We start from the raw sequence: 24000 nt of genomic DNA, 5'->3' as shown, positions 1-24000 counted from the left end.
ACATGCACGTCTTTCGATGCGCCGCAGCGCTCGACATCTCCTGCCTACAACCGCAACTGGAGGGGCCGGTCATGGATAGCGCCCGTGACCGCCGGACCAGCCACATCATCGATGCCGAGCAGTTGTGGGACATGGAGGTCATCGAGAAAGATGGCTTCGTGTGTCCCGGCTGTGCGGTCGATGTGTTCCCGGCTTCTTACCTCAAGGACATCAACAAGCGGCGGCCGTATTTCAAGATCGGAAAGGGCGGTGCTCATGCTCCTGGCTGCGGCATCGCAGGCTTCTTGAGCGCGAGAGCGTCAGCAGTTCGCAGGCGCGGCATAGCGCGTGCTTCCGGCGAGCTGCCGATTCCCTTCCCCTCGCGACTGGTCATGGACCCCATGCTCGAGACGGTTACTCTGGCCGCGCCGTGCCTTGCCAAGCAGTCGATGGCTGCAAAGCTCAGACCTCCGCAGCCTGCCCTTCCGACCGGCGACCCCACCTATCACGGCCACACGGTCTCGACCCTGAGACCGATCTGCCGCATCTTCATGGAGTTCCCGAATGATCGAAAGCAGTTGGCGATCAGAATCCCCGGAGTGGCGGGTCGTACGTATGGCACGGCATTCAGACAACTTGGCTTCACTGGTATTCGTGCTCAACCTGTGCCAACTGGCTTGTTCTATGCTGCTTTGAGCTGGGACTTCGCGACCAAAGGCGCTGGCAACGAGGAATGGACGCTCAATGCTGGCGCGTGGCCGATGGGAGCCAAGCGGCCGACCGCGCTGTACCGCGTGCGCATCAACTGGTCGGGTTGGACCGACTTGCAACGCGCGACGCTGCGACACGAGCTTCAACGTGCACGCAAGGAGGTCGTTGGAAAGAAAGGTATCCGCGAGAAGGCTTGGCTGTTCTTCGTTGGCCGCCAAGATCGGGACGATCCTGGTCTTTTTGTCGTCGACCGGTACCCTCTGATCAGTTGCCGCGTCGGTGAGATGCGAAGGCCGAAGCAACATTCAGCGATCGGGAGGAGCCGTTGGCGATGATCGGCCGCCGTGGTCAGTTGAGCTTGATGGCATGATTCGCCAACTTGTTAGCAGACGTCATCTGAGATGCAATTTGTTCATCACGGCCCCGATATCCCCGAACGGCTCTTGCAGGCTCACGAAGACGGGCGCGTAGTGTTCTTTTGCGGCGCGGGCATTTCCTACCCCGCGCGGTTGCCCGGCTTTTCCGGTCTGGTTGACAGGCTCTATCAAGCTCTTTCGGTCACGCCCAATCTGGTACAGCAGTCCGCGATCAAGGCCAAGCAGTTCGACACGGCCATTGGCTTGCTGGAAGCGGATGTCGTCGGTGGCCGAGAAAAGGTGCGCAGCGAACTGGCAACGATCCTAAGGCCTAATCTCACGGCCCCGAACGCGACGGCTACACACGAAGCTCTGCTGACGCTGGCGCAGAACCGCGAGGGCCGCACACGACTTATCACCACTAACTTCGACCGATTGTTCGAGGAAGTCAGAGCAGCGAAATCGCTATCGTTTCCAGACTTCAAGGCTCCTCTACTTCCCGTGCCCAAGACCCGATGGGACGGATTGGTGTATCTACACGGCCTGTTGCCCGCTACGACCACGCCAGGCGAGCTGGATAGGCTGGTGGTTTCCAGCGGTGACTTCGGGTTGGCCTACCTGACGGAACGCTGGGCCGCACGCTTCGTGAGTGAACTGTTCCGCAACTTCACCGTTTGCTTTGTGGGATACAGCATCAACGATCCGGTGTTGCGTTACATGATGGATGCGTTGGCCGCTGACCGCCTGCTTGGAGAATTTCCGCCTGAGATGTTCGCCTTCGGAAGTTATTCCAAAGGCAAGGAGGTAGATCGTGAGAGCGAATGGAAAGCAAAGAACGTCACGCCCATTCTCTATCGCGAGCACCAGCGTCACGCCTATTTGCACAGGACCCTGCGCGCTTGGGCCAGCACTTACCGCGACGGCGTGCGGGGCAAGGAACGTATCGTCGTCGAATGCGCCATTGCCCGCCCGTTGGCGAGCACGAAGGAGGATGACTTCGTCGGTCGGATGTTGTGGGCGTTGAGCGATCCGGGCGGCCTGCCCGCAAAGCGGTTCGCGGAACTCGACCCGGTACCGTCACTGGACTGGCTGGAGTCGCTGAGTGAGGAACTCTATCGCCATGTCGATCTCGGACGGTTCAGCGTCCACCCCCAGCCCGCTGTGGACGAAAAGCTTTCCTACAGCTTGATCAGCAGGCCAACCCCATACCCGCTCGCGCCTTGGATGAGGATTGCCGACGTCGGGCGTCGCAACAGCGACTGGGATGCTGTGATGTTCCAACTAGCCCGCTGGCTGGTCCGTCACCTCAACGACCCAAAACTTCTTCTGTGGCTGATTAAGCGCGGTGGCCGACTGCACGACCGATTGATCTGGTTGATCGAACGTCGTCTCGACGAACTGGACGAACTCGCAAACGGTGGCAAATCTCCCGAGTTAGACCGCATTCGAGCGAATGCACCCAACGCCATTCCCCGTCCCGCGATGCGAACGCTCTGGCGCATGCTGCTCAACGGGCATGTTAAATCCGGACTACTTGACCTAAGCCTCTACGCTTGGCGCGATCGATTCAAATACGATGGGTTGACCGCAAGTGTGCGCTTGGCTCTTCGGCAAACATTGGCACCTTGCTTGTCATTGCGTGAACCGTTCCGCTGGCCTGGGACGGACGAAGACGACGGGGCGCATGATCGCATCAAGCAGATCGTGGAATGGGAAGTCGTGCTGGCATCGGATCACGTTCATTCCGGCCTGCGCGACATGCCCAAGAATGAACAGTGGGCGACGGCATTGCCAGAACTGCTGGACGACTTCAGCGCCTTGCTGCGCGACGCACTCGACTTAATGCGTGAGCTTGGTGGGGTGGACAGCGAGAACGATCATTCATATGTCCATCAACCTTCGATTTCAGATCACTCGCAGAACAATGACTTCCACGACTGGACGGCGCTGATCGAACTGACCCGCGATGCGTGGTTGGCCACCGCCTCGAAGTCACCGGAACGGGCGCGAATCGTGGCCGAAATATGGGCGCACGGGGTGTACCCGGTGTTTCGTCGCCTCGCCCTGTTTGCCGCCGCACAGGGCCGTGTTATTTCGCTCCGGCAGGCTCTCGACTGGATTTTGGGGGATGAGCGACGATGGCTCTGGTCGGAGGAAACCAGACGCGAAACCATGCGTCTGTTGGTTTCTTTGGCACCGCAATTGGATGCAGCGATGCGGGCTGAATTGGAGCATGCCATTCTTTCCGGGCCGCCCCGCGGTCTGTACCGTACCGATATCGAGCCCGATGCTTGGATCAATATCGTTGATCACGGCGTATGGCTGCGGCTTGCAAAAATTGTCCAAGCAGGGACGACCCTCAGCGAGGCCGGGCAATCGCGGCTCAATGCCCTCTCGGCGCAGTACCCGTGGCAGCTTGCAACGGATGAGAGCGACGAGTTTCCCATCTGGACGGGAGGCGGCTGGGTTGGTGATCGTGACCCGTGGAAGCCATTCACCCCTATTCCACGCACGCGTCGCGGTGTACTGAACTATCTGTTGGTGCAGCCTGTACTGGAAAATACACAGCAGGACGACTGGCGTAAGCTGTGCTCGGAGATGTTTCAGGCAACGGCCTATGCTTTGTGTAAGTCCGCGCAGCAGAGCAATTGGCCCGTCGAGCGCTGGCGCGATGCGCTACAAGCCTGGTCGGAAGAGAAATTGCGCGACCGTTCGTGGCACTTCATGGCTCCGGTAGTCGTCAGCGCCTCTGATGACTTCGTGCAAGCCTTGTCCCATGGCGTCAGTTGGTGGCTACAAGCTGTGGCGAAAACCTTCGAGAGTCATGAAGATCACTTCCTGATGCTTGCTCAACGCATTTTGCGTTTGGACTTCGAGGACGACGGCGACACTGAGGATCCGATCTTTCGCGCTATCAATCATCCTGTCGGCCATGTGACGCAGGCATTGCTGGATTGGTGGTATCGAAAGAAGCCAAACGACGGGCAAGGGCTGCCGGAATTCATCAGGCCCATCTTCACGGAGCTTTGCGATACCAAGGTCGCCAAGTTCAGACACGGTCGGGTATTGCTGTCAGCCCACGCCCTCTCGTTGTTCCGGGTGGATAGAGCTTGGTCGGAGAAGCACCTTCTACCACTACTCGACTGGAGTCGCTCCGACACCGAAGCGCAAGCTGCATGGGAAGGTTTTCTTTGGTCGCCACGGCTTTATCGCCCGTTGATGGAAGCGATCAAGCCCGCCTTTCTCGACACGGTGAATCACTATGCGCAGTTGGGCAAGCACAAGGAGCAGTTTGCGGCGTTCCTGACGTTTGTGGCGCTCGACCCTGGCGACACTTTCACCATAGCGCAACTGGCCACAGCCATCCGCTCACTTCCTGCTGGTGGCCTGCGCGAGTCGGCCCGAGCTTTAGTGCGCGCACTGGAAGGCGCGGGCGATCAACGCGAAGACTACTGGAGAAATCGGGTCTTGCCGTTTTGGGAAAAAATCTGGCCGAAGTCCAATGATCAGGTATCGAACGCCAGCGCTGAATCACTGGCCCGCCTGTGCGTCGCGACAGGCGGCGAATTCCCATCAGCGATGGCGACGGTTGGAAACTGGCTGCGCGTGGTTCAACACCCCGACTATGTGATTGATCGGTTGCAGGAATCCAGCCTATCTACCCGTTTTCCAGAAGACGCGCTGCGGTTTCTATTCACCATCATGGGCGATCAGCCATCCTGGCTATCACCGAAATTGCGGCAGTGCCTTACTGCCGTCGGTCAAGCAGCGCCGGACCTACTTCGGGATCGCAGATTCATGAGACTGGACGAACTCGCGAGGAAATTTGGGGCATGACGACAAGTGGCGGCATGAGAGATCTATGGCCTCTATTGTGCGTAGCATGTCTGTCCCCAAAGTCTTCTGCTGCCCCTCGCAGGTCTGGATTTCATCTCGTCAACATGTAGCGGGGAAATCACGATGCTTCCGTACGCGCTCGGTCTTATCGACGCCGCCACCTTTCAAGCCATCTGCAATCAACGGTTCAGCGAGAGCGGAACTGTGGATTTCAAGCAAGAACTCACACGCAACGACGACAAAGGCAAAAACGAGCTCGCCAAGGACGTTTGCGCTCTGGCCAATGCAGACGGCGGCGATCTGGTTTACGGGATCAAGGAGGACTCCGCAGGTGGAAGCGCCGAGAGCGTGATTCCCCTTGTAGGCGAGTCTTACGACGATGCATCTCGTCGCCTACTTCAGACGCTCGAGTCTTGGATCGAGCCTCGCATCCGGGGAATCCAGCTCAAACACGTTCCACTCGAGCACGGATTCGGCCTCGTGATTCGAGTGCCCGCGTCGTTCGATGGCCCTCACTGCATTCGAAACAACAACAGCCAACGCCGCTTTGTCCTCCGCAACGGAACAATCACCAGCGACATGACCTACGACCAGCTCCGATCAGCATTCAGTTCGTCCGCTTCGCTCGCCACGCAGGCTCGCGAATTTGTGAAGTCAAGGCTGAGGCTAGTGGAAGACAGGAAGATGCAGATGCCGATGGGAGTGTCCCCCTTGGCGGTGCTTGAGCTCGTCTCGCTTTCCGGGTTATCAAGCCGTTCATCTGTCGATGTAAAAAAGGTGCAGTTCGTCGACTTCATTGTTTGGGACGGTGGCGCAAACCCGCGCATGAACCTCGACGGAACCGGCGCCTACCTCGGTGCCAACGGAGAAGCGTTCTCGCAGAGCCAGCTCTTCAGGAACGGCTCGATGGAATACATGACGATTGCTGGCGGTGGCGGACAGAACGGGAAGATGAGCGTGTATGCCACGCACACCCTGGACTTCTTCGAACGTTGCCTCAATGTCTCGCTGAAGGCCGCGAAGAAGTACGAAATCTCTGGGCCCGCACTCGTGACCTGCGCCCTCATGCACGTGGGGGGCTGCGTTCTTGCCCTCGATGGATACTCCGTTTTTCACCAGAAGGAGGCCGATCGACCTTTTATGGTGTTCCCTGAGATTTACATTGAGGATGTATCGGGTGCCATCGACGTCTCAGGCCTCCTCTCTGACACGCGTGACGTTCTCTACCAAGCCTTTGGCTACGCTGCAGCGCCAGCCAAGAAGTAGCTGCTACCTGGCGCGCAAAACGAAGCGAACGTAGTCTTCTCAGCCGTAGAGGCTGAGCGTGCAAGGCTTGGCCCGACCCGTCGCCTGAGAGCCAATAGCCGTTGAAGCCGCGCCTTGGCACAGCGCGAAAATACCTGGCAAAATTTAGCTGACGCCAGCAGGTGTTAGCAGGACTGCCGCCGAGATTTTTCATCTTGGTGCACCTACCAGTCCAAGTCGAGCCCACTCTCCCGGGCTTTTTCTCTCCAAATCCCCCTCGTCTCTGACGTTCCGTCGCCGGTACGCGCTCCGCAGCCATTGCGGGTCCGCTGCCGGCTTTTTTGCGTCTGCCGCTGGGTATCGAGAAGCTGACATTCTCGATACCCGGCCGCGTGCGCTTCTTTCCTTGAGAGCTTTTATGGAAAAACCACAAGGTTCGCCCGCGTCCGCCTTGGAGAGCGGGCAAGAAATTCAGAATCTCGCCCTGTCCACCGCCGCCACCAAGCCGACGTTCATCGGCACCGCCACCAAGCCGGCGAATCGGACCGCTGGCGCGCCATCGGCACTCGCCAATGGCTACATGGCGGCATCGCAATCGAGTGCGACAGCGGCCGCCTACGCGCTCGACGAAAAAATGTTCCGTGCGGCCGGGGGCACGATACCGGCGAGCCCGGTGCAGATCGTGGAATTTTTGGCCGCGTTCGCTGGGCAACTGGCCGTTGCCACCCTAGAGCGCCGGCTCATCGGCATTCACCATGCGCATGTCGAGCGCGGCTTTGCTTCGCCGGTCCATGATCCTGTGGTGAAGAAGACCATGGCCGGCATCAAGCGCACATTCGGCGTGCGCCAACGCCGGGTCCGGCCGATCCTCAAAGACGACTTGGTGGCAATGATGGTGATGTCCGACCGCCAAAGGCCGAAGAAAGCCGCGCGTGATAAAGCGCTTCTCTTGGTCGGGTTCGCCGGCGCATTCCGCCGCAGTGAGTTGGTGACCATCAAGCGCGAGCACGTGACCGAGCACAGCAACGGCCTTGAGATTCTGCTTGTTCGTTCCAAGACAGATCAGAGCGGGGCAGGACGAACTGTCTTCGTTCCGCATGCCAACGGCGATCGCTGCCCCGTGTTGGCGCTGCAGGAGTGGCTGACGATCTCCGGCATCGACGCCGGCTACATTTTTCGCGGCGTCGACCGTCACGACCGCATCGCCGATGGACCACTGACGGCGCAGTCGGTGGCATTGATCATCAAATCTGCCATCGGCAAGGTTGGTGGCCGCGAAGCCGATGTGTCCGGTCACTCAATGCGCGCCGGCTATTGCACGCAAGCGGCAATTGCCGGGCTCCAGCCGTTCCAGATCAGGGAGCAGACCGGTCACACATCCGACGCCACGCTCGCGCGCTACATCCGGCCGGTGGCGAGACGCAAGATTCCGTCATTGCTGTAGCCATACACAGACTGGTCGGCGCCCAGTTGGTGATTGGTAACCAAGTTGGGAAGTGACTGCCTTGAAAACCATCGACTGTCTTAAAAGGGCCCTCTGCTGTCATACCTTCGGCTGTCGGGGGACGTCTGCTTTGACCTCGATGGCGCACGCCCCCGACACAGAGACCTACGCAGCCTCTCATGGTCCCGGAGGATTCTGCATCAGCTCCGTGGCGAACCATCGGAAGATGTTGTCGCAGCGGTTGTTAGAGGGCCTCATGAACAGGTAGCCAAACTCTGCGTTGCCGAGCGCATCAACGGGAATTCCTGCGCGGCGAAGGGCTGCGACTTCAGCATCCGAGCCAATGCCGAAGGGCAAGCGGAGGGTCACCGTCGCCATGTGCTTGAGAAGCTTGGCCATGCTGCTCGATTCAATGTGCTTGTCCGGATGCGGCATGCCCCCTGGGCGTCACGCGCATCACGGTCGCCTGGCCTGAATAAACGACTCGCCCACGCTGGTGCAGCAAGGGCGGAAGCTCAGCCTCGATCAACCCCGCGCTGCGCAGCACCTCGCACATTCGAATCTCCGCCTGATCATCGATCAGCAGCGACAGTCGCGCGCAGCAAAGGCGGCAAGGCAGATGCATAGGCATTGGGTCTCCCGGGTTTACGTGGACCGGCGGCGCAGGTGAGGTTGTTTGACTGTCGATGCCGGAACGCAAGGCCGCACTGGCTGCCAAGAACTTGGGGACGCCCAACCGTGCGCCCAAACCCCACGCCGCCGCTCGGTGCAAGATTCGAGGCAATTGACGGTCGTGCCGGTAGGTGCGCGGCAGGTTCTCGGCGTCGGTCTCCGTGGGGTTCATGGCGTAGCTGATCAGCGCCAACTCGTTCAGCGCCGCACAATGTTTTCTGCGATGGGAATTTTTCATGGTGCTCGCTTCACCTCACCAGGACAGGAACCAGCGGCCCCACTGATCCACCAGCCAGCCCGTTGGTAGTGCAAAGGCTGCCTACGGCACCCGCGTTGCTGCGGAACTCGAGCTGCACCTCCGTCATCGGGATGCTCAGCGGCTGCAGCATCAGCATGCAGAGGTAGTCGATCACGTGGTTGCCGCCGTCGACGACCGGCACGGTGACCATGCGGCGGTCGAAGCCGTACTGCATGTGGCCTCCGGCGACATTGCCCGGGTTGGCTAGCTTCTTGAAACTGTTGAGGGACAGTCCGGTGATCGACTCGCAGCTGTTCGAGCCACTCAGCTTTGTTCCGGTGTCGGCGCACGACGCGAACGCTGCTCGCTTGGTCACGAAGTTCTGTGCGCTCGCGGGCGCTCCAGCACCCGGTGTGCCGCTGTAGGCATTGAACTGTGCAGGCCAGTTAAGCGAGGTGTAGGCGTAGCCGGTGTAGTCGGGCCGCTCCGTGCTCGGGTCGCCGCTGTTCTTGTAGATGCCGAAGCGCTCATTCCAGACATCGGCCACCGTGGCCTGCACCCCGGGAGTGCCGATCGTGTCGCCCACCTTGGCGCCGCAACGGCCGTTGAGCTCGGCTACGGTTTCCGAGGCGCTGTTGCTGCCGTCGAGGTTGGCCCAGCCGATCTGGCCGCCCACGGCCGCGTTTTGCGCCATGATGAGCGTCACCCATTCGCCGACGGCAAAGCCGTAGTTCGGCGCCGTGCCGCCCGGCTTCGGCTTCGCCGCGACCGGAACGGGGCACGCGGTCTGTGCGCTCGCGCGGGTGGCGACGGCGCTCGCCGCCACGCTGCGTGTCGGGGGGTTGCCGGCGGTGTCGCCTGAGAAGGCGCCGATGGCCTGCATCAGCCACATTCTGATGTTGGGCTGGCTGTGCGCGCACTGCGCGTAGACGGCCGCGGTAGGAACGCTCGTGGACGCATAGGAAGCGTCGCGGAACGTGACTTCGGTGGCCTGGATCTGGCCCTGCCCACCCCAGGTGGCCGATTGCATGTTCACCCGGTTCGCGTTGCCGGCCGTCTGGCCGGCGCTCTTGCCCCGCGTGATCGCCGAACTCGTTTTGTCGAGCTCGCGCGCCGCCGCCAATGCGCAACTGTCCACCGCCGTCTGCAGCTCGGTCCTGACGACGAACAAATGGCCGAAATCGAGCGCAATGCCCATGAAGCCAAGCAGGAACAACACGAAGAGCGCGGCAGTGACGATCATTGCGCCACGCTGGCGTTGGTGAAGGCGGCGGATACGCATGATCGTCTCCCTGTGCGACGGCGATGGTTCAGACGGTACGGCTTCGGATGCAGGTCGTGCCGCTTGTCCTCCCGGAGTGGACCGTGGCGTGTGACATAGGGATCACTTTAGGAAACGCTGCGCCTTTGCGCATGAGCAAAGCGCCCTTTTTGCGGGAGGGCGCGTGCACTACGCCGGCGCACATGCGACCATGACAAAGTGCCTACCTGAAACCGTGGGAGCGCACGCGGACACCCGGAGCGGCGAAGGCGCGACGACACAGAATGGCAAGTAATAAGTACCATTTGCACATATGGAAGCCCGCCAGCCCCATCGTGATCGCCGGCCAACTCCTGAACGATGAGGAGGCTTGGTGGCACGAGTTTCGAAACGAACTTGAAGAGCTGGGAGAAGGTTCGCTCGACGGCGCCCGGCTCACCATGCTCTACCGCGTCGTGCACCCCATCGCCGTCAAAGATGATCCACGGCACATGGCCAAGCTAGCCTACGCAATCTTCGGCCTCGAGCGACCAGAAGATGCCACGTCCAAATCTCTCACGCGAGCACATCGGTCGAGGTCTGTTGCGCCGTGGATGGCACACTGCGCTGGCCCCTGGCGGCCACGTTAGTAGATCAAAAGAGTCGCCCTTGAGGCGGTTTTTCATTTGGACAATTAGCATTCGCCATGAGCATCTATCGCAAAGTTGTCGTTCAAAGCTACCTGGCGCGGGGAGAGAAGTCCTCGAGCACGATTCGGGCAAGGCCGGTCGATGGACAAGGATTAGACGTTGACATGCATGTCGAGTGTTCGTCCAACATGCGCAATGGCCACCCGGTCGGAACATTCTTTCTGATCACGGCGCAGGTGACCGATCGGCAAAGCGGCCCCCCCTTTCTCTACACCTCGTTTCGTTGGGTCTACGACGTGCTGTCTCCTGCTGCGGCGCAAAAGTTCATTCGAGAAGGCGGCTGGCATTGAGCAACCAACAGCCAAACGTCCGCGCCGCCCTTGAGGCAGCTTTTCCCGCTCGATCTGTAGTGCGAACAGCCGGGCTGAGACGTACCATAGGCCTATGTGGAAGCCCACCACCCCCATCGTGTTCGCCGGCCGGACCCTGACTGATCAGGAGGCGTGGTGGCACGAGTTCAAGGACGAGTTCTACGAACTGTACGAGGGCGCGGTCGATAGTGACTTGCTCACCATCGTCTGCGACACAATGCACCCGCGAGCCTTCAATGACGACCCGCGCGATATTGCCCGTCTGGCCCACGCGGTACTGACGTACGAGCGCCCGGAACTTGCCGAGGCTGCGCACGGGGAGCGCGCGCATCTGTGGCGCACGGCCGCGCCGCGGGCAAAGCGGTCCACCAGCTGCCGCCGGCCGCGGCGGTAGGTCAGGCCTCCGTCGCTTCGTCCTCGGTTTGGGGCGCCACGCCGCTGGGCTACAACCTCTACACCACCAGCGCGCGCGACACGGTCTGGGGCACCAGCAATTTCAGCGACGGCTACACCGCGCTGGCCACCCTCGGGGCACCGTCGCACCTACACCGTGTATGGCCGCATATCGGCCGGCCAGTACGTGGCGCGGGGCAGCTATGGCAGCACGATCACGGTGACGATCACTTATTGAAGCGTAAATCGAGGCGTGAATCGCCAAACGTTGATTGACGCTCGAAAGCTAAGCAGGTTTATCCGTGAGGTGCTCACGGGCGATCGGTGGCTTGGGGCGCGGACTCGCGGCGGCGCAGCGCGATCCGCCTTTGTAGAGTTGCAGCATGGCGGCCGAGTCAGCCAGCTGCGATTCGGCGTTGCGCATTCCCCAGCCGTCGCCCAGGGGCAGCCATGGCGTGCCATCGACAATGCCGGCCATTGGGGCCGACTTGTCAGCGCTCATGGCTGCGATTGCGGCGGGCGAAAGCGCTCGCTGATTGTCAAGCCCCTTGCTCGGGGTCAGGACAAAATAGGTGCGCCCTCTTGCGCTCATCGACGATGTGCTGCAGCGCGGCCTCCAAGTTCGGCCAGCTGGCAAAGAGGTAGATTTTTTCCCGCTGTTCGAAGCGGCCTCCGAACTCGGCCAGAACCGAGGAATACCCGGACACACTGCCCAGCAGAGCGGGCTTCAAGCGGCCAAAGGCTGCCGAGAACTCGCCGACACTGCAGCCAAGTTGGGCGGCGAGGAACTGCACTCGATCGGTGCCGCTTGGACGGGCTAACAACATGGGAAATTCTCACAGACCGGAATGTAATCCTCAATGCCGTTTCCCTGCCGGTACTGGGAATTACTTCACGGATCGCGCAATTGGTAATAGCGGTCAATTTAAAGACGGTGCGCAGTACCTCCGCCGCAGCGCCCCACAGCAAGGTGCGCATCGCGCGCTTCAATGCCATTGATGCGAACCTTGACCCGCGCGTAGCCGCCTGGTTCGCTGCAGCAAACGGTGATGCTTTCGCCGCCGCTCACACCAGTAACCAGGCAATCAAGCGGTCCGGCCGCGGCGCGGTGGTAGATCCAAAGGCAGCGGTAAGCAGCAAGAGAGGACGTGATCACATCGGCGGAACGTCGAAACGCTAGTGCCGACGAACCACGTGCGCTCAGCTTGCGGATGCCATTGCGTCTTTGATCTTGCGCAGAGCGTTGGTCACAGCCTGAGGACTGGAGCCCGAAATTTTGGCCGCCTCGCCAGGGCGCATGTCTCCAGTCAACACCATGCGCGCGGCCTCTTTGGAAGGGGTATGGCGCAAGCGGGCCAGCGTCGCAAGCCTTTCGAACTCAGTTCGCGTCATTCCATGATTACTCAGATATTGCTGCCGCGTTGTTGCGGCGTTGTTGCGGCGTTGTTGCGGCGGCGCGATCCTAATCGGTTTGCATGGTGAAAACGTAAATGCAAGTCACTACGAAATCATGGTGCGCGCTGGAAACGAGGTTTTTGGTGCAGGAACTCATTGGATCGAGGAGCGAGACGCCCTCGACTGTGATCAACCCTCTCCATCAAGGCCCGCACCATGATCGCGTACCTCGCGCCACCTCCTAGATGCCGCTGGCAAGGGCTTCCTAATCAGATTGGGGCGATTTCAATGAGCGTGCGGTGGCTGGCTTTCTTCCAATGCAGTGGGTCGCACATAGTCAGTCGCGGCGGGGCACGGCGGCCACGTTCCTCCACGCCTGGGCATGGCAGTAAGAATTTGGCACAATGGGCGTCAAGGCATCCGGCCCCACCTATCCTCGGGTGAAATCGGAGTTTTACGTCACACATCCATTTACCACCACCGCACTAGCTGTCGGGGGCCGGCGCGTAATCGAGGAACGCTGGTCCGCATGAAGACAGGAGTGCCGTCATGGCCCAATTCATCGCGTCTGCAAGCGTTGCTGCGCAAGTTTCCAATGCCGTCGAATCCGGCTCCACTCTCCGTTCTCTGAAGAACCGGCTGCAAGCCCGTTTTTCGACGGTCAGATCATCCCACTTGAGCGAGGCCATTGCCGCCGGCTTGGGCTTCAGCACCAACGCTGCGCTGCGTGCCGCTCTGGCTGGACCACAGACGTGGATGCTGGAACACAAAAAGATCGACACGATGGTGTTCCATCGTCGTTTGGTGGAACTTGGCTACCCGCTGCAGTCCGACTTCACACTCGGCCCCCTCGCTGCCTCACCCAAGCCACCAGCACACTTCCTCGACTGGCTTGACCAACTGCGTGAACTGGAGAAGGCTCCTAGTGGGCGTGGAGGTCGCATATCAGCGTTGCGCAAGCAATGCGCCAACGAGTTTGCGAGGACGTTCGAATTGGGCTATCCGGAGAAAGAGGATGACAAACGCGTCTTCAAGCGCTGGAGCATCGGTGTCGATCACACGGCGAGCCTGCCGGGCTGGGGTGAGAAGATCAATTGCCAACGCGGGGGAGCTGTCGAATTTCCCGGTAGCGATCACCGCCGGCGCTTCTATGAGTCGCTGCCACTTACCAATGGCAAGGTCGTTGAATACCAACGGGCGATGGTGTCCATGCCGTATGTCGACGCCATGGACATGCCACTCAGCCTTGAGGAAGCCTCGCACCTGGCTGGCCGCATTGGTTGGACTTGCACTGTGTTGTCTGAATGGTCGTGGTACGCACCAGGCTCGACGATGTTGGTCCTGTTCAAGCGCAGCACGCCACATTCGACCATGCTCCAGACTTGGGAGCGTTCATTCAAGCGCTGGCTGCTCGAGAACCGCAGCACGCTGAGTAGGAGTGCAGGCGCAACGCGCAAGATGGTCATGGCCGACATCATCGATTGCCAGCATCTTCCGTTGGACCTGCGGGACTTCGAGGACTGCCGTGAACGATACCTGAAGGAGTTCGCGCCGCATCTGTACTATGGGCGCAATCAGGGGATGACCGCAGTCTTCAATCGCTTGATGGAAAGCTGGACACAGCAATTGCTGTCTTCGCAGGAGGCCGCGATCAAGTGATCTGGTGGCGCAGGCACATCACGACAGCGCGACCTCGGTGCCGTTGGAGGCCACCATGACGCTGGGCGTGGTGTCGGAAATCTCGATGGGCACACCCATGTGGTTTGTCGGATCGATGCGCGTCGTGACCATTTGACGCAGTTGCACCCAGTCTCGCAAGTACTGCCTGTGCAGCACGGTGCTCAGGATGAACTTTTCCGGGTAGGCTCGCGCTGTACTCCGGTGGTCCGAGAACATCTCAGTCATCCTCATGTAGAGGGCCATCGGCTTGTCAGTCATTGCGAATCTCCTTCAGGACGATGTGCTGTAGATTGGCTCGCCGTTTTTCGGTTCGTTGACGGTCCAGTGCTTGCGGGGATCAGCGCAAACCGCTGCGGATCGAGCCGCTCAGACCGGCGCGTGTCAGCCTTCTATCCATGCACGGGCCGGCCTGCGATTTGTCCGTGCCATCGCCTGTGGCCTGTACGGGCAACGCAGCGCCTATCAGGAGGCTGCCTAAAACCAAAATGCGGGTGATCCACATGTAAGCGCTTGACTTGGCGCGGGCGCAAGCGGCAGCGCTCGAGCTGTAGCTGATGCCGATGGATTGCTCCTCTACTGCTCTCGGCCCCTCTAGTGATCCGCGAGTCCCCCCCGACCGAGACGTTTTGTGCAATGGCGGGACCGCTGAAGAGGTAGGCGGTTAACGCGCAGACAGTAGCGTATTGAGAAATCTTCATTTGACGTTGCATTTCGCGCTCCTCTCTAGCTAAGGGAGAGAGCGTGCAGTCTCCCTATGAGGTTTTCCATACCCCGGCTGAGGTATACCGTTCTTAGCGCCTTTGTGCTACATCTTGGCTCGGCCTCCACCTTTGTGGATTCCATTCAACAAGCAATTGCGAGGAGGTATCTATGGGCGCACGCGCAGCTTTCGTTTGCGGAGGACTCTGGATCGGAATTCTTGGCGCTGCAATGGCAGAGCCGACAACCGTGTATTGCCAATACACCAGCACCTACGACGGCGAAAAAGGTGAGTACACGGTGCATTGGGATGATGCGGACAGATCCAGCATCAGAGTCGATGGTCAGCCAGTTCCCCGTGTGAGCAAGGGCGGCTACGAGTACACGCTAGACAAGCACAGTCCGGTGTCCATCAGCTGGTGTGTAAGTAAAAACAGGATGCGATGTGCCACCATCAATCGAAGAAATGGGCAGTTTGAGGAATACTCGATTACCTCCGGGCGGGTGACGGAAAAGGGTGAGTGCACAAAAGCGGAACCTGGCAGCACGAAGTTCTGATTCACGTCAATGCAAGATTGATTTAAGGGCCCCGAATGGGGCCCTATTTGCGTCTGACATCCATCCGCCCCAACACGAGCCCATCCGCCTCCGACAGGCCCATGGCCATCGCGCCAGCGACCCGCGACGCGCGCGAGAGCTGTGACACCGGCGAAGCCGCCTGGAAAGCCAGCCATCATGCTCTCGGAAAGCTCATAAATAAAATAACCAAGCCAAGAGGTTGTCTGGCTTGAACAGGTCAATCAGCGTGCAGGAGAAAAAGCGGCGCAGCTATCCCTAGAACGGGGATGAACATCTTGGATATCGGTGATGTCGCGCGCGGTGGTCACCGGTGTTTTCTCTTTGAAGGCGATCAAGAAGACCGTCTCAATTCACGCCGACTGGCGGCTCGCCCCATCCGTGGAAGGCACTACAAATTCCGGGATTCTTTTTCATGGAAATCAAAACCACTGGTTTCCGTGGCCCTTCTGCACATAACGCACTGAGAACGATCTCGACCTACCCCGTTCGAGGGATGGCAAGCGTTCAGCAGTATTGGCAAGCTGCCGGTGTTCGTTAACAAGACCTGAAGGAAAGACTATGTCTAAACGCTTGACTGTGATTGCTATCGTTCTTTCTGGAGTTGCTGCCCTCGCGTCGGCGGCAGACCCAAATCTGAAAAAATCATCAGGCGGTACGAAGACCGAAGCCGGGACGTCTGCTCGGGGTAGTAACGGGGCGAGCGGCACAGCGAAAGCGCAGAGCACAAACACTCGCATGAACGATCACACGCGTGCGACGACTGGCCAAGTAAGAAGTGGCAAGGACAACAGACCCTAACAGGCTGCTGGAAATCACCTCAACGAACGAGCCATCCTCGTTGGAGACCCCAGCATGCGAGTTTTCCTGAGCCAACAGCGAGTGTTGTAGCTCGCCATCGGCCTTTCCGCAGCTGCGCTGCACGTTTCAGAAGGCGTCCAGAGTGGGTGCACCGCCACCATGAGGGTTTCATTGAAATAGGAAAAAACAAATGAAATCAATTGCCATTTTTCTTCTAGTTCTTATCCTCGAAATTCCTCAGGAAGTTATTGCTCGCGATGGATTCTTGTGCACACCGAAAGAAGTAAGCAAGCTATTCATCATGAGCGGAGAACGTGAAATCAAGAAGTGCCCAAGTCCCAACAGCAAGGTCTGCAACTCATTTCTTGTCGCAAAAGATGCCTTTCAAGTCACGCCAACTCACTATTCTTGGCTGATTGGCGATGATTCTTCATACAAGAAGAAGATGGTGGTTGATAGAAATACGGCAGGTTTTTTTCTTGAAACAATTTACAAGATTGAAAATGCTTCTTCATTGGAAACAATTCTAGGGGAATGCCAACCGCAGCAGATGTCCAATCAGAAACTCTGAAGATGGAATGAAAGCCGATTCATCTTTTGAACGTATCTGATTCGATGCTTGCCAAGCGTATTGACATCTTAGAGTCACTCAATGCGAGATGCGGGTTTTAACGCACCAGCGCTCTGGCTGCATTTGGTTGCCAACCTCCTGCGGCCTGGCGATACGGCTCGTTTTTACACATCATCGGCCGCGTCCTGCGATCAGCCGTTGCGCACCGATGCAACGCAGCGCCATTGAAAGTGGTACGGCCTCTGTGAAGTCGCCGGACCAGAATACGTCGCAAAGCCCGTTTCACGTCAGTTCGATGTGCCCGACATCCACGCGATCGAGCGCCAGCGTACGTGTCGTACACATCGTGGTGGCCGAACACGTACACCAACCCCAACTCCAAATGAGGGCACGCAGTCCGATAGGCTCACGGCGCGCAGTCACTTGAGCTCGCCGCGCTGATAGAGCCTCTCGGCACTGAGCTGCCTCCTGTCGGCGGGGGACTCCCGCCCGATTGCCCCCATCCGGCGCACCACGGTGGCGGTCAGTGGGTGATCCATGGATCAACTCATCAGGGCTCGCTGTGCTTCGCAGGCGTTCGCTCAATGAAAGATGACTGCATTAAATTTCATTTTTCAAAGCTTCTGACTAGGCATCTGCTGGGGCTGGCAGCTCCCGGAAATCGTTTCTATCGAGCGGCCACTTCGAAGCTCATAAATGGTTTCAAGATAAAACTCCGCTGTATTCCGGTTAATTGAAATCTGCTTTTTGTAGGATTCATCTTGGCCAATCAGAAGGTAATATCTATCAGGACTGACTTGGAGGGAGTCCTTGGGAACAAGAAGTGATTGGCATTGCTTGATGCTTGGGTTCGGGCATTTTTTTGATTCCTCCCTCGCCCCTGCTCTAAAACTATTGTGTACCTCCTGAGGTAAGCATAAAAATCCATCCCGAGCAAATGCGGCTTGCGAAATAGAGAAAATCAAAATCATTGCGATCTTGACGATGCTGCAGGCCGCAATTTTTTCAGTGAAATGTTTCATGGAATTTCTCACTAAAATCAGTGAGCCACATTTGATTAACAGACCTCTATCCAGCATCTTAGAATAGTTTTTCGGCTTTCTTGCATGGGCCGGAGGAATATGGCCCATGGATATCGCCAGTTATTCGATTTAGGCGATAGCGCTTGGTCAAATCGCTGTCGAATTTTCCGTTAACATGGAACTCCTTTTTCCAAGAAATTCCGCCATCAGTCCATTCGTGGATGACGCTCACTTCCCGAACTACGTTGTTTTTGACGATTTTTTCACTCGATTGCGGTGAGAATGAATAGCTCTCTCCATCGACGATTATTTTCTTTTCGGAAGTGTTGATTTCCAATGATGAATTCCAGCGGCCAGCGCTTCCAATCTCCTCGCATTTCAATGTGATTGGATTTTGTGCTTTCGACTCATTCCCGAGCAACAACGCAGCTAAGACCACTCCAACGAGGCAGAAGGCTTTCATCTGGTTGAGCCTCATCTGAGTGAAATTCTCACCGTGACGGTGCACTCGTGAACTTCGACGGGTGTGGTCGACCCGATGCTTTGCCCCGTTTCCCTGTGGTACTGAGCTTGCTGCTGAGGAATCCACAGTGTTTTCTTGGCGATGGAGCACTCGCAGTTGCCGAGGCTCATGTCCTTCATGTTGGGCTTCCGCTTCGCGTATTCGGACGCCGATTGTTTGGCTACCGCACAGGCTGTCGAGCGCGAGCTGTAGCTGATGGCTGCGGATTGTTCTTCTATTGCGCGCGGGCCATCAGGCGAGAGCTTGCCGCCTCCGATGGACCCACTCTGAGCCCCCGCTGAAACGTGCAGCGCAGCTGCGGCAAGGGCAATGGCGAGCTGCAACACTCGCGGTTGGCTCAGGAAAGTTCGCATGCTGGGGCCTCCTCGTAGTTCGAACATGAACGCGCCAAGGAGCATGCAGGAAGACAAAAGTTGTAGCCATCACCCGAACAGGGGATGGTTCTCGGGCGCGGACGAACTAGCCTTTACCGAACGGTTCTGCTGTCTGTGAGGCAAGAGCGGCCTTGGCCGGGCCGAGTCTCGGTAAGTCCCAGTCGAGAGCGTGGAAATCCCAATAGTACTTCGGAGGAGATGTGATGAAATTTCTCGCGGTTTTGGCCGTCTGTTTGATTAGTGCGCCAGCGCTCGCTCGAGATGGATTTCTTTGCACTCCGATGCGGGTCGAACCATATAGATTTAATAAGGCTGGAAATTGCCCTGGAGTGGATAAGAACCTGAATATTGATCGCTGCAGTCAATTTTCGGTGGCGAAAGATGCCGCCCAAATAACGCCTGACAGGTATTATTGGATTTTTCAGAGCGACCAGGTTGCAAAAGAAGAGATGACTTTAAATAGACATACTGGCTCGTATGCAATGGAGATTGCCTACGTAGTAGATCCTAAATGGCCGGTCGCAGGGATTGGTTTTTAAATTACGGGCGTGTGTCAAGCGAGTCGGTTGCCTGAGCCAAAGCTTTGAGCAGCAAAAGACGCTAGACCGCAACCGCGGGCCCTGCAGGTGAGTCGCCCGCCGGGTTCGCCCGAGCGCTTTTGTCGAGGGAATATCGGTGCGGCGATCAACTGTTCGAACAAATGACTCCTCAGCACGCAATGTGATCGGAAAGGCGAATGGCGGCGCCAGCGCTGCACGAGTTTCCAACTGGATATAGACCTTCGCAGGGCCATCGTCGGCCAAGATAGTAGTCACAGTTCCAAGTCGTCTTCGCGCGCACAGGCCAAGTCATCGGCCGCAGAATACGCAAAGCGAATGCCCAACATAAAGAGCATGAGTTTGGGCATATGCGACTGCTCATCCACTAGGAAGGCTGCCGCAGCAACAAGCACAGTACCTCCGAGAAACGGGAAAGAGCGTTGGCTCCACCACACCCGTTGACGCTCACAAGTGCACCGTCACCGTGCGGATATCGTTCAACTAGACGTTTCCAGATTTAATTGCTGCATTGGCGATGCGCACGAATTTTCTCAAGGAGTCAAAGTGGTAAGAGCTATTCTTTTAAAAACACTTCCATTGGTTGCAGTCGTATTTTGTGGTGAGGTGACTGCGGAAGTGAAATACGCGTCCTGCCTCTGGAAAGACGCTTCTGACTATTATATTTATGAGATTGACGATCAGAAGGAGGAATTCAGGTTCTCAACGACGTTCGACTACGGGGTGGATGCTTTAAGCAAGGTCCCACACAGAGAAAATGCAAAATTTAGGGAGTAGGTGTTTTCTTTTTCGAGGCAAAAAATAGAGCACTGCCGCCTAAACAAGACTAAAGGAGTTGAGTCTTGTTATGCCCTAAACAGGGTGAATGTAACACTGACTCGTACATACGGGAGTCGGGAGCCAGAAGTGACCGCATGCACAGCGGGACTACCGCAGTCGAAAATATAGAAACATCCGAATTTTGCAAGTCAATGCCCAATCTGGCATTGTAATTTCCATCTTAATTGATTTGACTTTGATTTGTGGTAAAATAGAAAAAATAGTTATATTTTCTCGAAATTCACTGTTTTTGGCTTAAAAATAGCGTGTTTTTAGCGGTTTTTGACCGGTTTTCGAGTCTGCGGCCAATTACGCCGGCTCGGCGTGACAGCCTGGCCATTGGCAGTTTTTCTACTGTCGCTTTTCACTTTCCCTGATCGTTTCTGACCGCTTCGTCGACCGCCTTGTCGTGGCCGGCGCCAGAGCGTCTGACGTCCCCGTTTCTCACTCATTCCCGGAGCTTTTATGACCGACACCTCGTCCGGTGGCGCAGCCGTGCCTGAAGCATTGGTTGCTGCGCCCCTTGTCCTGCCTTTTACCGTGCCTGAGCACCCCAGCAATGTGGCGTTTCGCCAAGCCCAGGCGGCCCGGATGCTTCAGACCCTTGGCGTGAATCTGCATCGCCTGGTCGATGGAGACGATTTCCAGCGGGCAGCGCGTCATGTCCAGAACTTCTTCGCCCCTGAGCTTGGCATCGCCGACGTCCGCATTTGCTCGTTCGATACCCCGCGCTTCCTGCTGGCTGCGGATCATCGTGCTGAGCCGTTGATCGACCCGGTGCTGTTCACCGCCGAGATCGCGGCCTTGACCTTGTCGGAGCCTGATGGCGAATGCGCCGTGGCTCGAAATCTCGCCTGGCTGACGGAGCTGCTTCATCTGACCCCGGTCGAGCGCAAGCTCTTGCTTTGGGCGTACTGCGCCGAAACGCAGTACCCAGCCGTGCTCAATCGGGTGCTCGGATGCGTGCCGTGCGAGAACTGGGCTGATGTGATCGAAGCACTGTCGATCCTCCTGGAAGAGCCGGTCATTGCGGTTGCCGAGTGCCTGGTTTTGCCGTGTCGACTGCAGGCTATGCGGTTGATCCTGACGGAGACGCAGCGAGTGCCCTCAAGTCTGTCCCAGTGTCTGGAGGCCAGCGACACGCTGATCGAAGTGCTGGAGACCGTGCACCGATCGAAGAATGCATTGATCTTCGACCTGCTGGAACCGCGGTTACCGCACTGGTCGCTGCAGCCGCAAAACGACGTGCCGGATGCAGCGCTCCTCGAGTGGTTCGAGCAGCCGGTGGCAGACGCGTTCATCGCCAGCTTGAGCGGACGCCCCCTGACCGCAGCCAACATCTCAGCGGCCATCACGTGGCTCACCGGCTGGCAGGTGCCGGATGCGCAGTGCGAGCCGCTGGCTGGCCATCTGCCGCTCGACGTCATCGAGCGGACGGTCCAACGCTGCTTCGTCGAACACGGCCAACGCAACGAGCCCGTGACGGTCCTGGCATTGATGCAGGCGTTGTATGCCGCTGCCAGCTAGTGCACCAGCCGGCATCCCGAACAAGCGGTCTTTCAGGCCGCTTTTTTTATGTCTCAACGTGTCCATTCGGTCTCCTGATCGAAGGCCAGTGCACGTCCATTCCGATTACTTCATCACCGCCATCGAAAGGAAAATTATGTGCAATCTCTTGGACCCCAACGTTCGCAAGCACCGCTGCACGCCAGCGGCACCGCAGAACGTCCAGCCGATGTTCGCGCTCGGTCGGACACTGGCGACGCCTGGTGCAATGGCTCTGCTGGAAAAGCATGGCGCCAACCCCTCGTGTCTGCTGGTGCGGCATCAGAGCGGTGACTGGGGCGACGTTTGTACGGATGATGCGGCGAGCAACGTGATGGCGCTGGCCGACGGTGGCCGCATCTTCTCCGTGTACCGGCTGCTCGGCGCGGCGACGCTGGAACGCATGACCGAACAAGAGCGGCGACGCACGCCGACCCTGTGGTGCGTGACCGAAGCTGACCAGTCGAGCACGACACTGCTTTCTCCCGACGAGTACTGACATGATGCGTTCGGCGAACACCGGAATCCGCGTCCAGCGGTACCACGCTGCGCTCACTGTCGGAAACGTGTTAACGACCGAGAGCCGACGCCTCGACCCTGTTGCGGTTCACATGCGTCAGAGTGAGTTGGACAGTGCTTGCGCATTGCACTGCATCGCGATGGCGCTCGTGATCCTCGACGTGGCGAAGCGCAGTGCACTGCTTTCCATGACGCATCGGAAGTACGGCGTCGCAGCAGACCTTTATGCGGTGCTGGGCGATAGCTGGCTCGAAGGGGCGTACGCGCAAGATGTGGTGGATGCGCTCGAAGCGCTGGAGTTGCCGCTCACTGTCCGGTCAGCAGACGGCTTCGACCAAGGCGTTGATGTGTTCGCCGTGGAATCACTCAAGAAGGGTCAGCTGACCGCGATTGCGTACGAGAGCTTCAAGGATGGCCGATACCGGCACTTTGTGCTGGGCGTCGGAAGCGGCGGCCACATGGTCGGCCAGAAGTTCACGGTCGATTCGTTGCTGGTGCTCGACCCATCGGCAGACGCGCCGCCGTTTTCGTGTTGCAACGGCGTGCTGAAGATCGACAGACCGATCGACTTCAAGCGCCGGCGCAAGTCGGTGGAGTGGCGTTACGAAAGTGCCGGTCACAGCGAGCCGGTGAGGCTCATGTCTGCCGTTTCGGTAGTGCGCCACGATGGTGTGCTTGGTGCTGACCGCGTGAGAGTTAGTTGAGCGGGCGAGACTGAAGTTCCTAGCGACACGACTGCTGGTTGTCTGCGAGACAACTCGGCACTTGCGAACGCGAGCTGGAATCCGCGCAAGTTCAAGCTTGCGGAGCCCTTCGACGCGAACCGGCGGTAGGAGTCGCAGGGAGAGCTTCTTGCTGCGCCAGCTTCTTCTTTCGCATCGTCTCGGCGCGCTTGAGCGTCGCGACGGAAGGTGGACGCGGCTCGTGCGACGCCTGATTGGCTCTTCGCTTCTTGCCATTGGTCATCCCGGACGGTGGCAGCGTGTACTCAATGCCGGCGAACAAGTCGGCCATGGTGATCTTCAGGCACCAACACAGCGTGCCCAAGCTGTAGAGCGACGGATTCGTCGCTCCTCGCTCGCACAAGGAAACAAACGTCCTGTCCATTTCTGCGGCAAATGCAAGATTTTGCTGAGTCAGTCCGCGCTCTTGGCGGATGCGCTTCAAGTTCTCGCCCAGCGCCAACGAGAGAGGGTTTCTCGTCAGCGACGCCGTGGCCCTTGCTTCCGACGACGTGACGGCCAGGTCGCTGGATACCGCGACTTTTGAGGATTTCATGCTCCCCAGAGTCGTGATTCAGACGTGTTTGGTATGCGTTATATATGATGCGTTTTGTAAGCCATATCAAGTAAATCAAGGTTGGCGCGGTGCAGCAGCCGTGGCCCCTCTGATTTCAGGCGACAACTTGAGGAGAAATCGAAATGAAAGGTCTTGTGCATTGCCGTGCGTGTGGCGAGCCGCTGCATGTCCAGGCCACGGCATGCCCCCACTGCGGTGCTCCGCAGCGAGACGCAGCCAGCGGCGCTGTCTCGAAGTCGGCCGGCGGTCTGGTTCTGGCCATCGTCTCGTGCGTGCTCGGCGTTCTGACGCTTTTGGGCCTCTTGAGCGACGGTGGTCCGGCGGACCGCGACGAGCTGCTCGGTGGCCTCTGTCTTTCTCTCATCGCCATCGTCTGTGGCGCTCTGAGCATCTATCACCAGAAACCCGGCCGCACAGCTGCCGTGGTTGGTCTCGTGACAGCAGGCGCCGCTCTGCTGGTCTGTCTCGCCAATCTTTAACTGAA

At 58.3% G+C, this 24000-nt stretch carries 27 protein-coding genes; 16 read left to right on the top strand and 11 right to left on the bottom strand.

The annotated features are described in order from the left end of the window. The first annotated feature begins 71 nt into the window (after positions 1-71). From GFK26_RS12580 to GFK26_RS12565, 4 genes are all read left to right on the top strand, one after another. Entirely contained in the window at positions 72-1025 is a 954-nt protein-coding gene (locus GFK26_RS12580) for a hypothetical protein (protein WP_153282255.1), read from the top strand. 66 nt (positions 1026-1091) lie between these two features. Beyond that, positions 1092-4883 carry an anti-phage defense-associated sirtuin Dsr1 gene (gene dsr1, locus GFK26_RS12575; protein WP_153282254.1) on the top strand — a complete coding sequence of 1264 codons (3792 nt, stop codon included), beginning with the start codon at positions 1092-1094 and terminating at the stop codon, positions 4881-4883. A gap of 123 nt (positions 4884-5006) precedes the next feature. Next, positions 5007-6149, top strand: coding sequence for a helix-turn-helix domain-containing protein (locus tag GFK26_RS12570; RefSeq protein WP_153282253.1), 1143 nt, complete (start codon positions 5007-5009; stop codon positions 6147-6149). 397 nt (positions 6150-6546) lie between these two features. Next, positions 6547-7572, top strand: a complete 1026-nt coding sequence (locus tag GFK26_RS12565) for a site-specific integrase (RefSeq protein WP_228121989.1) — start codon at positions 6547-6549, stop codon at positions 7570-7572. Between the two features lie 177 nt (positions 7573-7749). Here GFK26_RS12565 and GFK26_RS12560 read toward each other — a convergent pair whose 3' ends face one another. From GFK26_RS12560 to GFK26_RS12550, 3 genes are read right to left on the bottom strand one after another with little or no spacing between them, the layout of a single operon-like run. Further along, positions 7750-7971, bottom strand: coding sequence for a hypothetical protein (locus GFK26_RS12560; RefSeq protein WP_153282252.1), 222 nt, complete (start codon positions 7969-7971; stop codon positions 7750-7752). A 10-nt stretch (positions 7972-7981) separates the two neighbouring features. Next, on the bottom strand, positions 7982-8482 hold the full coding sequence (locus tag GFK26_RS12555; protein ID WP_153282251.1) for a hypothetical protein: 501 nt from the start codon (positions 8480-8482) through the stop codon (positions 7982-7984). 10 nt (positions 8483-8492) lie between these two features. Continuing rightward, entirely contained in the window at positions 8493-9725 is a 1233-nt protein-coding gene (locus tag GFK26_RS12550; protein ID WP_228121988.1) for a pilus assembly protein TadG-related protein, read from the bottom strand. Between the two features lie 703 nt (positions 9726-10428). On the opposite strand from GFK26_RS12550, the gene GFK26_RS12545 reads away from it, so the two are divergent. The 3 genes from GFK26_RS12545 to GFK26_RS34665 all read left to right on the top strand — a co-directional run bounded on the left by GFK26_RS12545 (position 10429) and on the right by GFK26_RS34665 (position 11374). Next, a complete protein-coding gene (locus tag GFK26_RS12545) occupies positions 10429-10722 on the top strand; it encodes a hypothetical protein (RefSeq protein WP_153282249.1) in 294 nt (97 codons plus the stop codon). Positions 10723-10816: 94 nt separating this feature from the next. After that, entirely contained in the window at positions 10817-11137 is a 321-nt protein-coding gene (locus GFK26_RS12540) for a hypothetical protein (protein ID WP_153282248.1), read from the top strand. 99 nt (positions 11138-11236) lie between these two features. Beyond that, the gene (locus GFK26_RS34665; RefSeq protein ID WP_153285945.1) at positions 11237-11374 is read left to right on the top strand and encodes a spore coat protein U domain-containing protein; all 138 of its coding nucleotides are present in this window, start codon (positions 11237-11239) and stop codon (positions 11372-11374) included. Positions 11375-11422: 48 nt separating this feature from the next. On the opposite strand, the gene GFK26_RS34020 is transcribed toward GFK26_RS34665, so the two are convergent. Both GFK26_RS34020 and GFK26_RS12530 read right to left on the bottom strand, forming a co-directional pair. Next, positions 11423-11638: a hypothetical protein gene (locus GFK26_RS34020; protein ID WP_194274167.1), complete on the bottom strand. Its 216-nt coding sequence runs from the start codon at positions 11636-11638 to the stop codon at positions 11423-11425. Positions 11639-11675: 37 nt separating this feature from the next. Beyond that, positions 11676-11930, bottom strand: coding sequence for a hypothetical protein (locus GFK26_RS12530; RefSeq protein WP_153282247.1), 255 nt, complete (start codon positions 11928-11930; stop codon positions 11676-11678). Between the two features lie 14 nt (positions 11931-11944). On the opposite strand from GFK26_RS12530, the gene GFK26_RS12525 reads away from it, so the two are divergent. Further along, positions 11945-12316, top strand: coding sequence for a hypothetical protein (locus tag GFK26_RS12525; protein WP_153282246.1), 372 nt, complete (start codon positions 11945-11947; stop codon positions 12314-12316). A 20-nt stretch (positions 12317-12336) separates the two neighbouring features. Here GFK26_RS12525 and GFK26_RS34225 read toward each other — a convergent pair whose 3' ends face one another. Further along, the gene (locus GFK26_RS34225; protein WP_153282245.1) at positions 12337-12528 is read right to left on the bottom strand and encodes a hypothetical protein; all 192 of its coding nucleotides are present in this window, start codon (positions 12526-12528) and stop codon (positions 12337-12339) included. Between the two features lie 552 nt (positions 12529-13080). Here GFK26_RS34225 and GFK26_RS12515 point away from each other — a divergent pair. Next, positions 13081-14190, top strand: coding sequence for a hypothetical protein (locus GFK26_RS12515; RefSeq protein ID WP_153282244.1), 1110 nt, complete (start codon positions 13081-13083; stop codon positions 14188-14190). Positions 14191-14208: 18 nt separating this feature from the next. Here GFK26_RS12515 and GFK26_RS12510 read toward each other — a convergent pair whose 3' ends face one another. Beyond that, positions 14209-14469 carry a hypothetical protein gene (locus GFK26_RS12510; RefSeq protein WP_228121987.1) on the bottom strand — a complete coding sequence of 87 codons (261 nt, stop codon included), beginning with the start codon at positions 14467-14469 and terminating at the stop codon, positions 14209-14211. A gap of 612 nt (positions 14470-15081) precedes the next feature. On the opposite strand from GFK26_RS12510, the gene GFK26_RS12505 reads away from it, so the two are divergent. Continuing rightward, on the top strand, positions 15082-15468 hold the full coding sequence (locus tag GFK26_RS12505) for a hypothetical protein (protein ID WP_153282243.1): 387 nt from the start codon (positions 15082-15084) through the stop codon (positions 15466-15468). Between the two features lie 1009 nt (positions 15469-16477). Next, on the top strand, positions 16478-16858 hold the full coding sequence (locus tag GFK26_RS12500; protein WP_153282242.1) for a hypothetical protein: 381 nt from the start codon (positions 16478-16480) through the stop codon (positions 16856-16858). Between the two features lie 614 nt (positions 16859-17472). Here GFK26_RS12500 and GFK26_RS12495 read toward each other — a convergent pair. From GFK26_RS12495 to GFK26_RS12485, 3 genes are read right to left on the bottom strand one after another with little or no spacing between them, the layout of a single operon-like run. Beyond that, complete coding sequence (locus GFK26_RS12495) at positions 17473-17880, bottom strand: hypothetical protein (protein WP_153282241.1); 408 nt, start codon at positions 17878-17880, stop codon at positions 17473-17475. Positions 17881-17938: 58 nt separating this feature from the next. Beyond that, positions 17939-18358 (bottom strand): hypothetical protein, encoded by a 420-nt coding sequence (locus GFK26_RS12490; RefSeq protein WP_153282240.1) that lies wholly within the window; start codon positions 18356-18358, stop codon positions 17939-17941. Further along, positions 18355-18756 carry a hypothetical protein gene (locus GFK26_RS12485; protein WP_153282239.1) on the bottom strand — a complete coding sequence of 134 codons (402 nt, stop codon included), beginning with the start codon at positions 18754-18756 and terminating at the stop codon, positions 18355-18357. Before GFK26_RS12485 ends, GFK26_RS12490 begins: the two co-directional genes overlap by 4 nt. Before the next feature lie 224 nt (positions 18757-18980). Here GFK26_RS12485 and GFK26_RS12480 point away from each other — a divergent pair, with 224 nt between their 5' ends. The 4 genes from GFK26_RS12480 to GFK26_RS12465 all read left to right on the top strand — a co-directional run bounded on the left by GFK26_RS12480 (position 18981) and on the right by GFK26_RS12465 (position 22921). Then, on the top strand, positions 18981-19316 hold the full coding sequence (locus GFK26_RS12480) for a hypothetical protein (RefSeq protein ID WP_153282238.1): 336 nt from the start codon (positions 18981-18983) through the stop codon (positions 19314-19316). 1302 nt (positions 19317-20618) lie between these two features. Next, positions 20619-21680, top strand: coding sequence for a hypothetical protein (locus GFK26_RS12475; RefSeq protein ID WP_153282237.1), 1062 nt, complete (start codon positions 20619-20621; stop codon positions 21678-21680). An 88-nt stretch (positions 21681-21768) separates the two neighbouring features. After that, positions 21769-22197: a type I restriction endonuclease subunit M gene (locus tag GFK26_RS12470; RefSeq protein ID WP_228121986.1), complete on the top strand. Its 429-nt coding sequence runs from the start codon at positions 21769-21771 to the stop codon at positions 22195-22197. Position 22198: 1 nt separating this feature from the next. Next, positions 22199-22921, top strand: coding sequence for a hypothetical protein (locus tag GFK26_RS12465; protein WP_153282236.1), 723 nt, complete (start codon positions 22199-22201; stop codon positions 22919-22921). A 91-nt stretch (positions 22922-23012) separates the two neighbouring features. Here GFK26_RS12465 and GFK26_RS12460 read toward each other — a convergent pair whose 3' ends face one another. Continuing rightward, on the bottom strand, positions 23013-23495 hold the full coding sequence (locus GFK26_RS12460) for a helix-turn-helix domain-containing protein (protein WP_153282235.1): 483 nt from the start codon (positions 23493-23495) through the stop codon (positions 23013-23015). 143 nt (positions 23496-23638) lie between these two features. On the opposite strand from GFK26_RS12460, the gene GFK26_RS12455 reads away from it, so the two are divergent. Further along, positions 23639-23995, top strand: coding sequence for a DUF4190 domain-containing protein (locus GFK26_RS12455; protein ID WP_153282234.1), 357 nt, complete (start codon positions 23639-23641; stop codon positions 23993-23995). The last annotated feature ends 5 nt before the right edge of the window (positions 23996-24000 follow it).

This window comes from Variovorax paradoxus, from assembly GCF_009498455.1.
Classification (GTDB): domain Bacteria; phylum Pseudomonadota; class Gammaproteobacteria; order Burkholderiales; family Burkholderiaceae_C; genus Variovorax; species Variovorax paradoxus_H.
The sequence above is the reverse complement of the archived record's forward strand: the minus strand, read 5'-3'. Positions and strand labels throughout refer to the sequence as shown.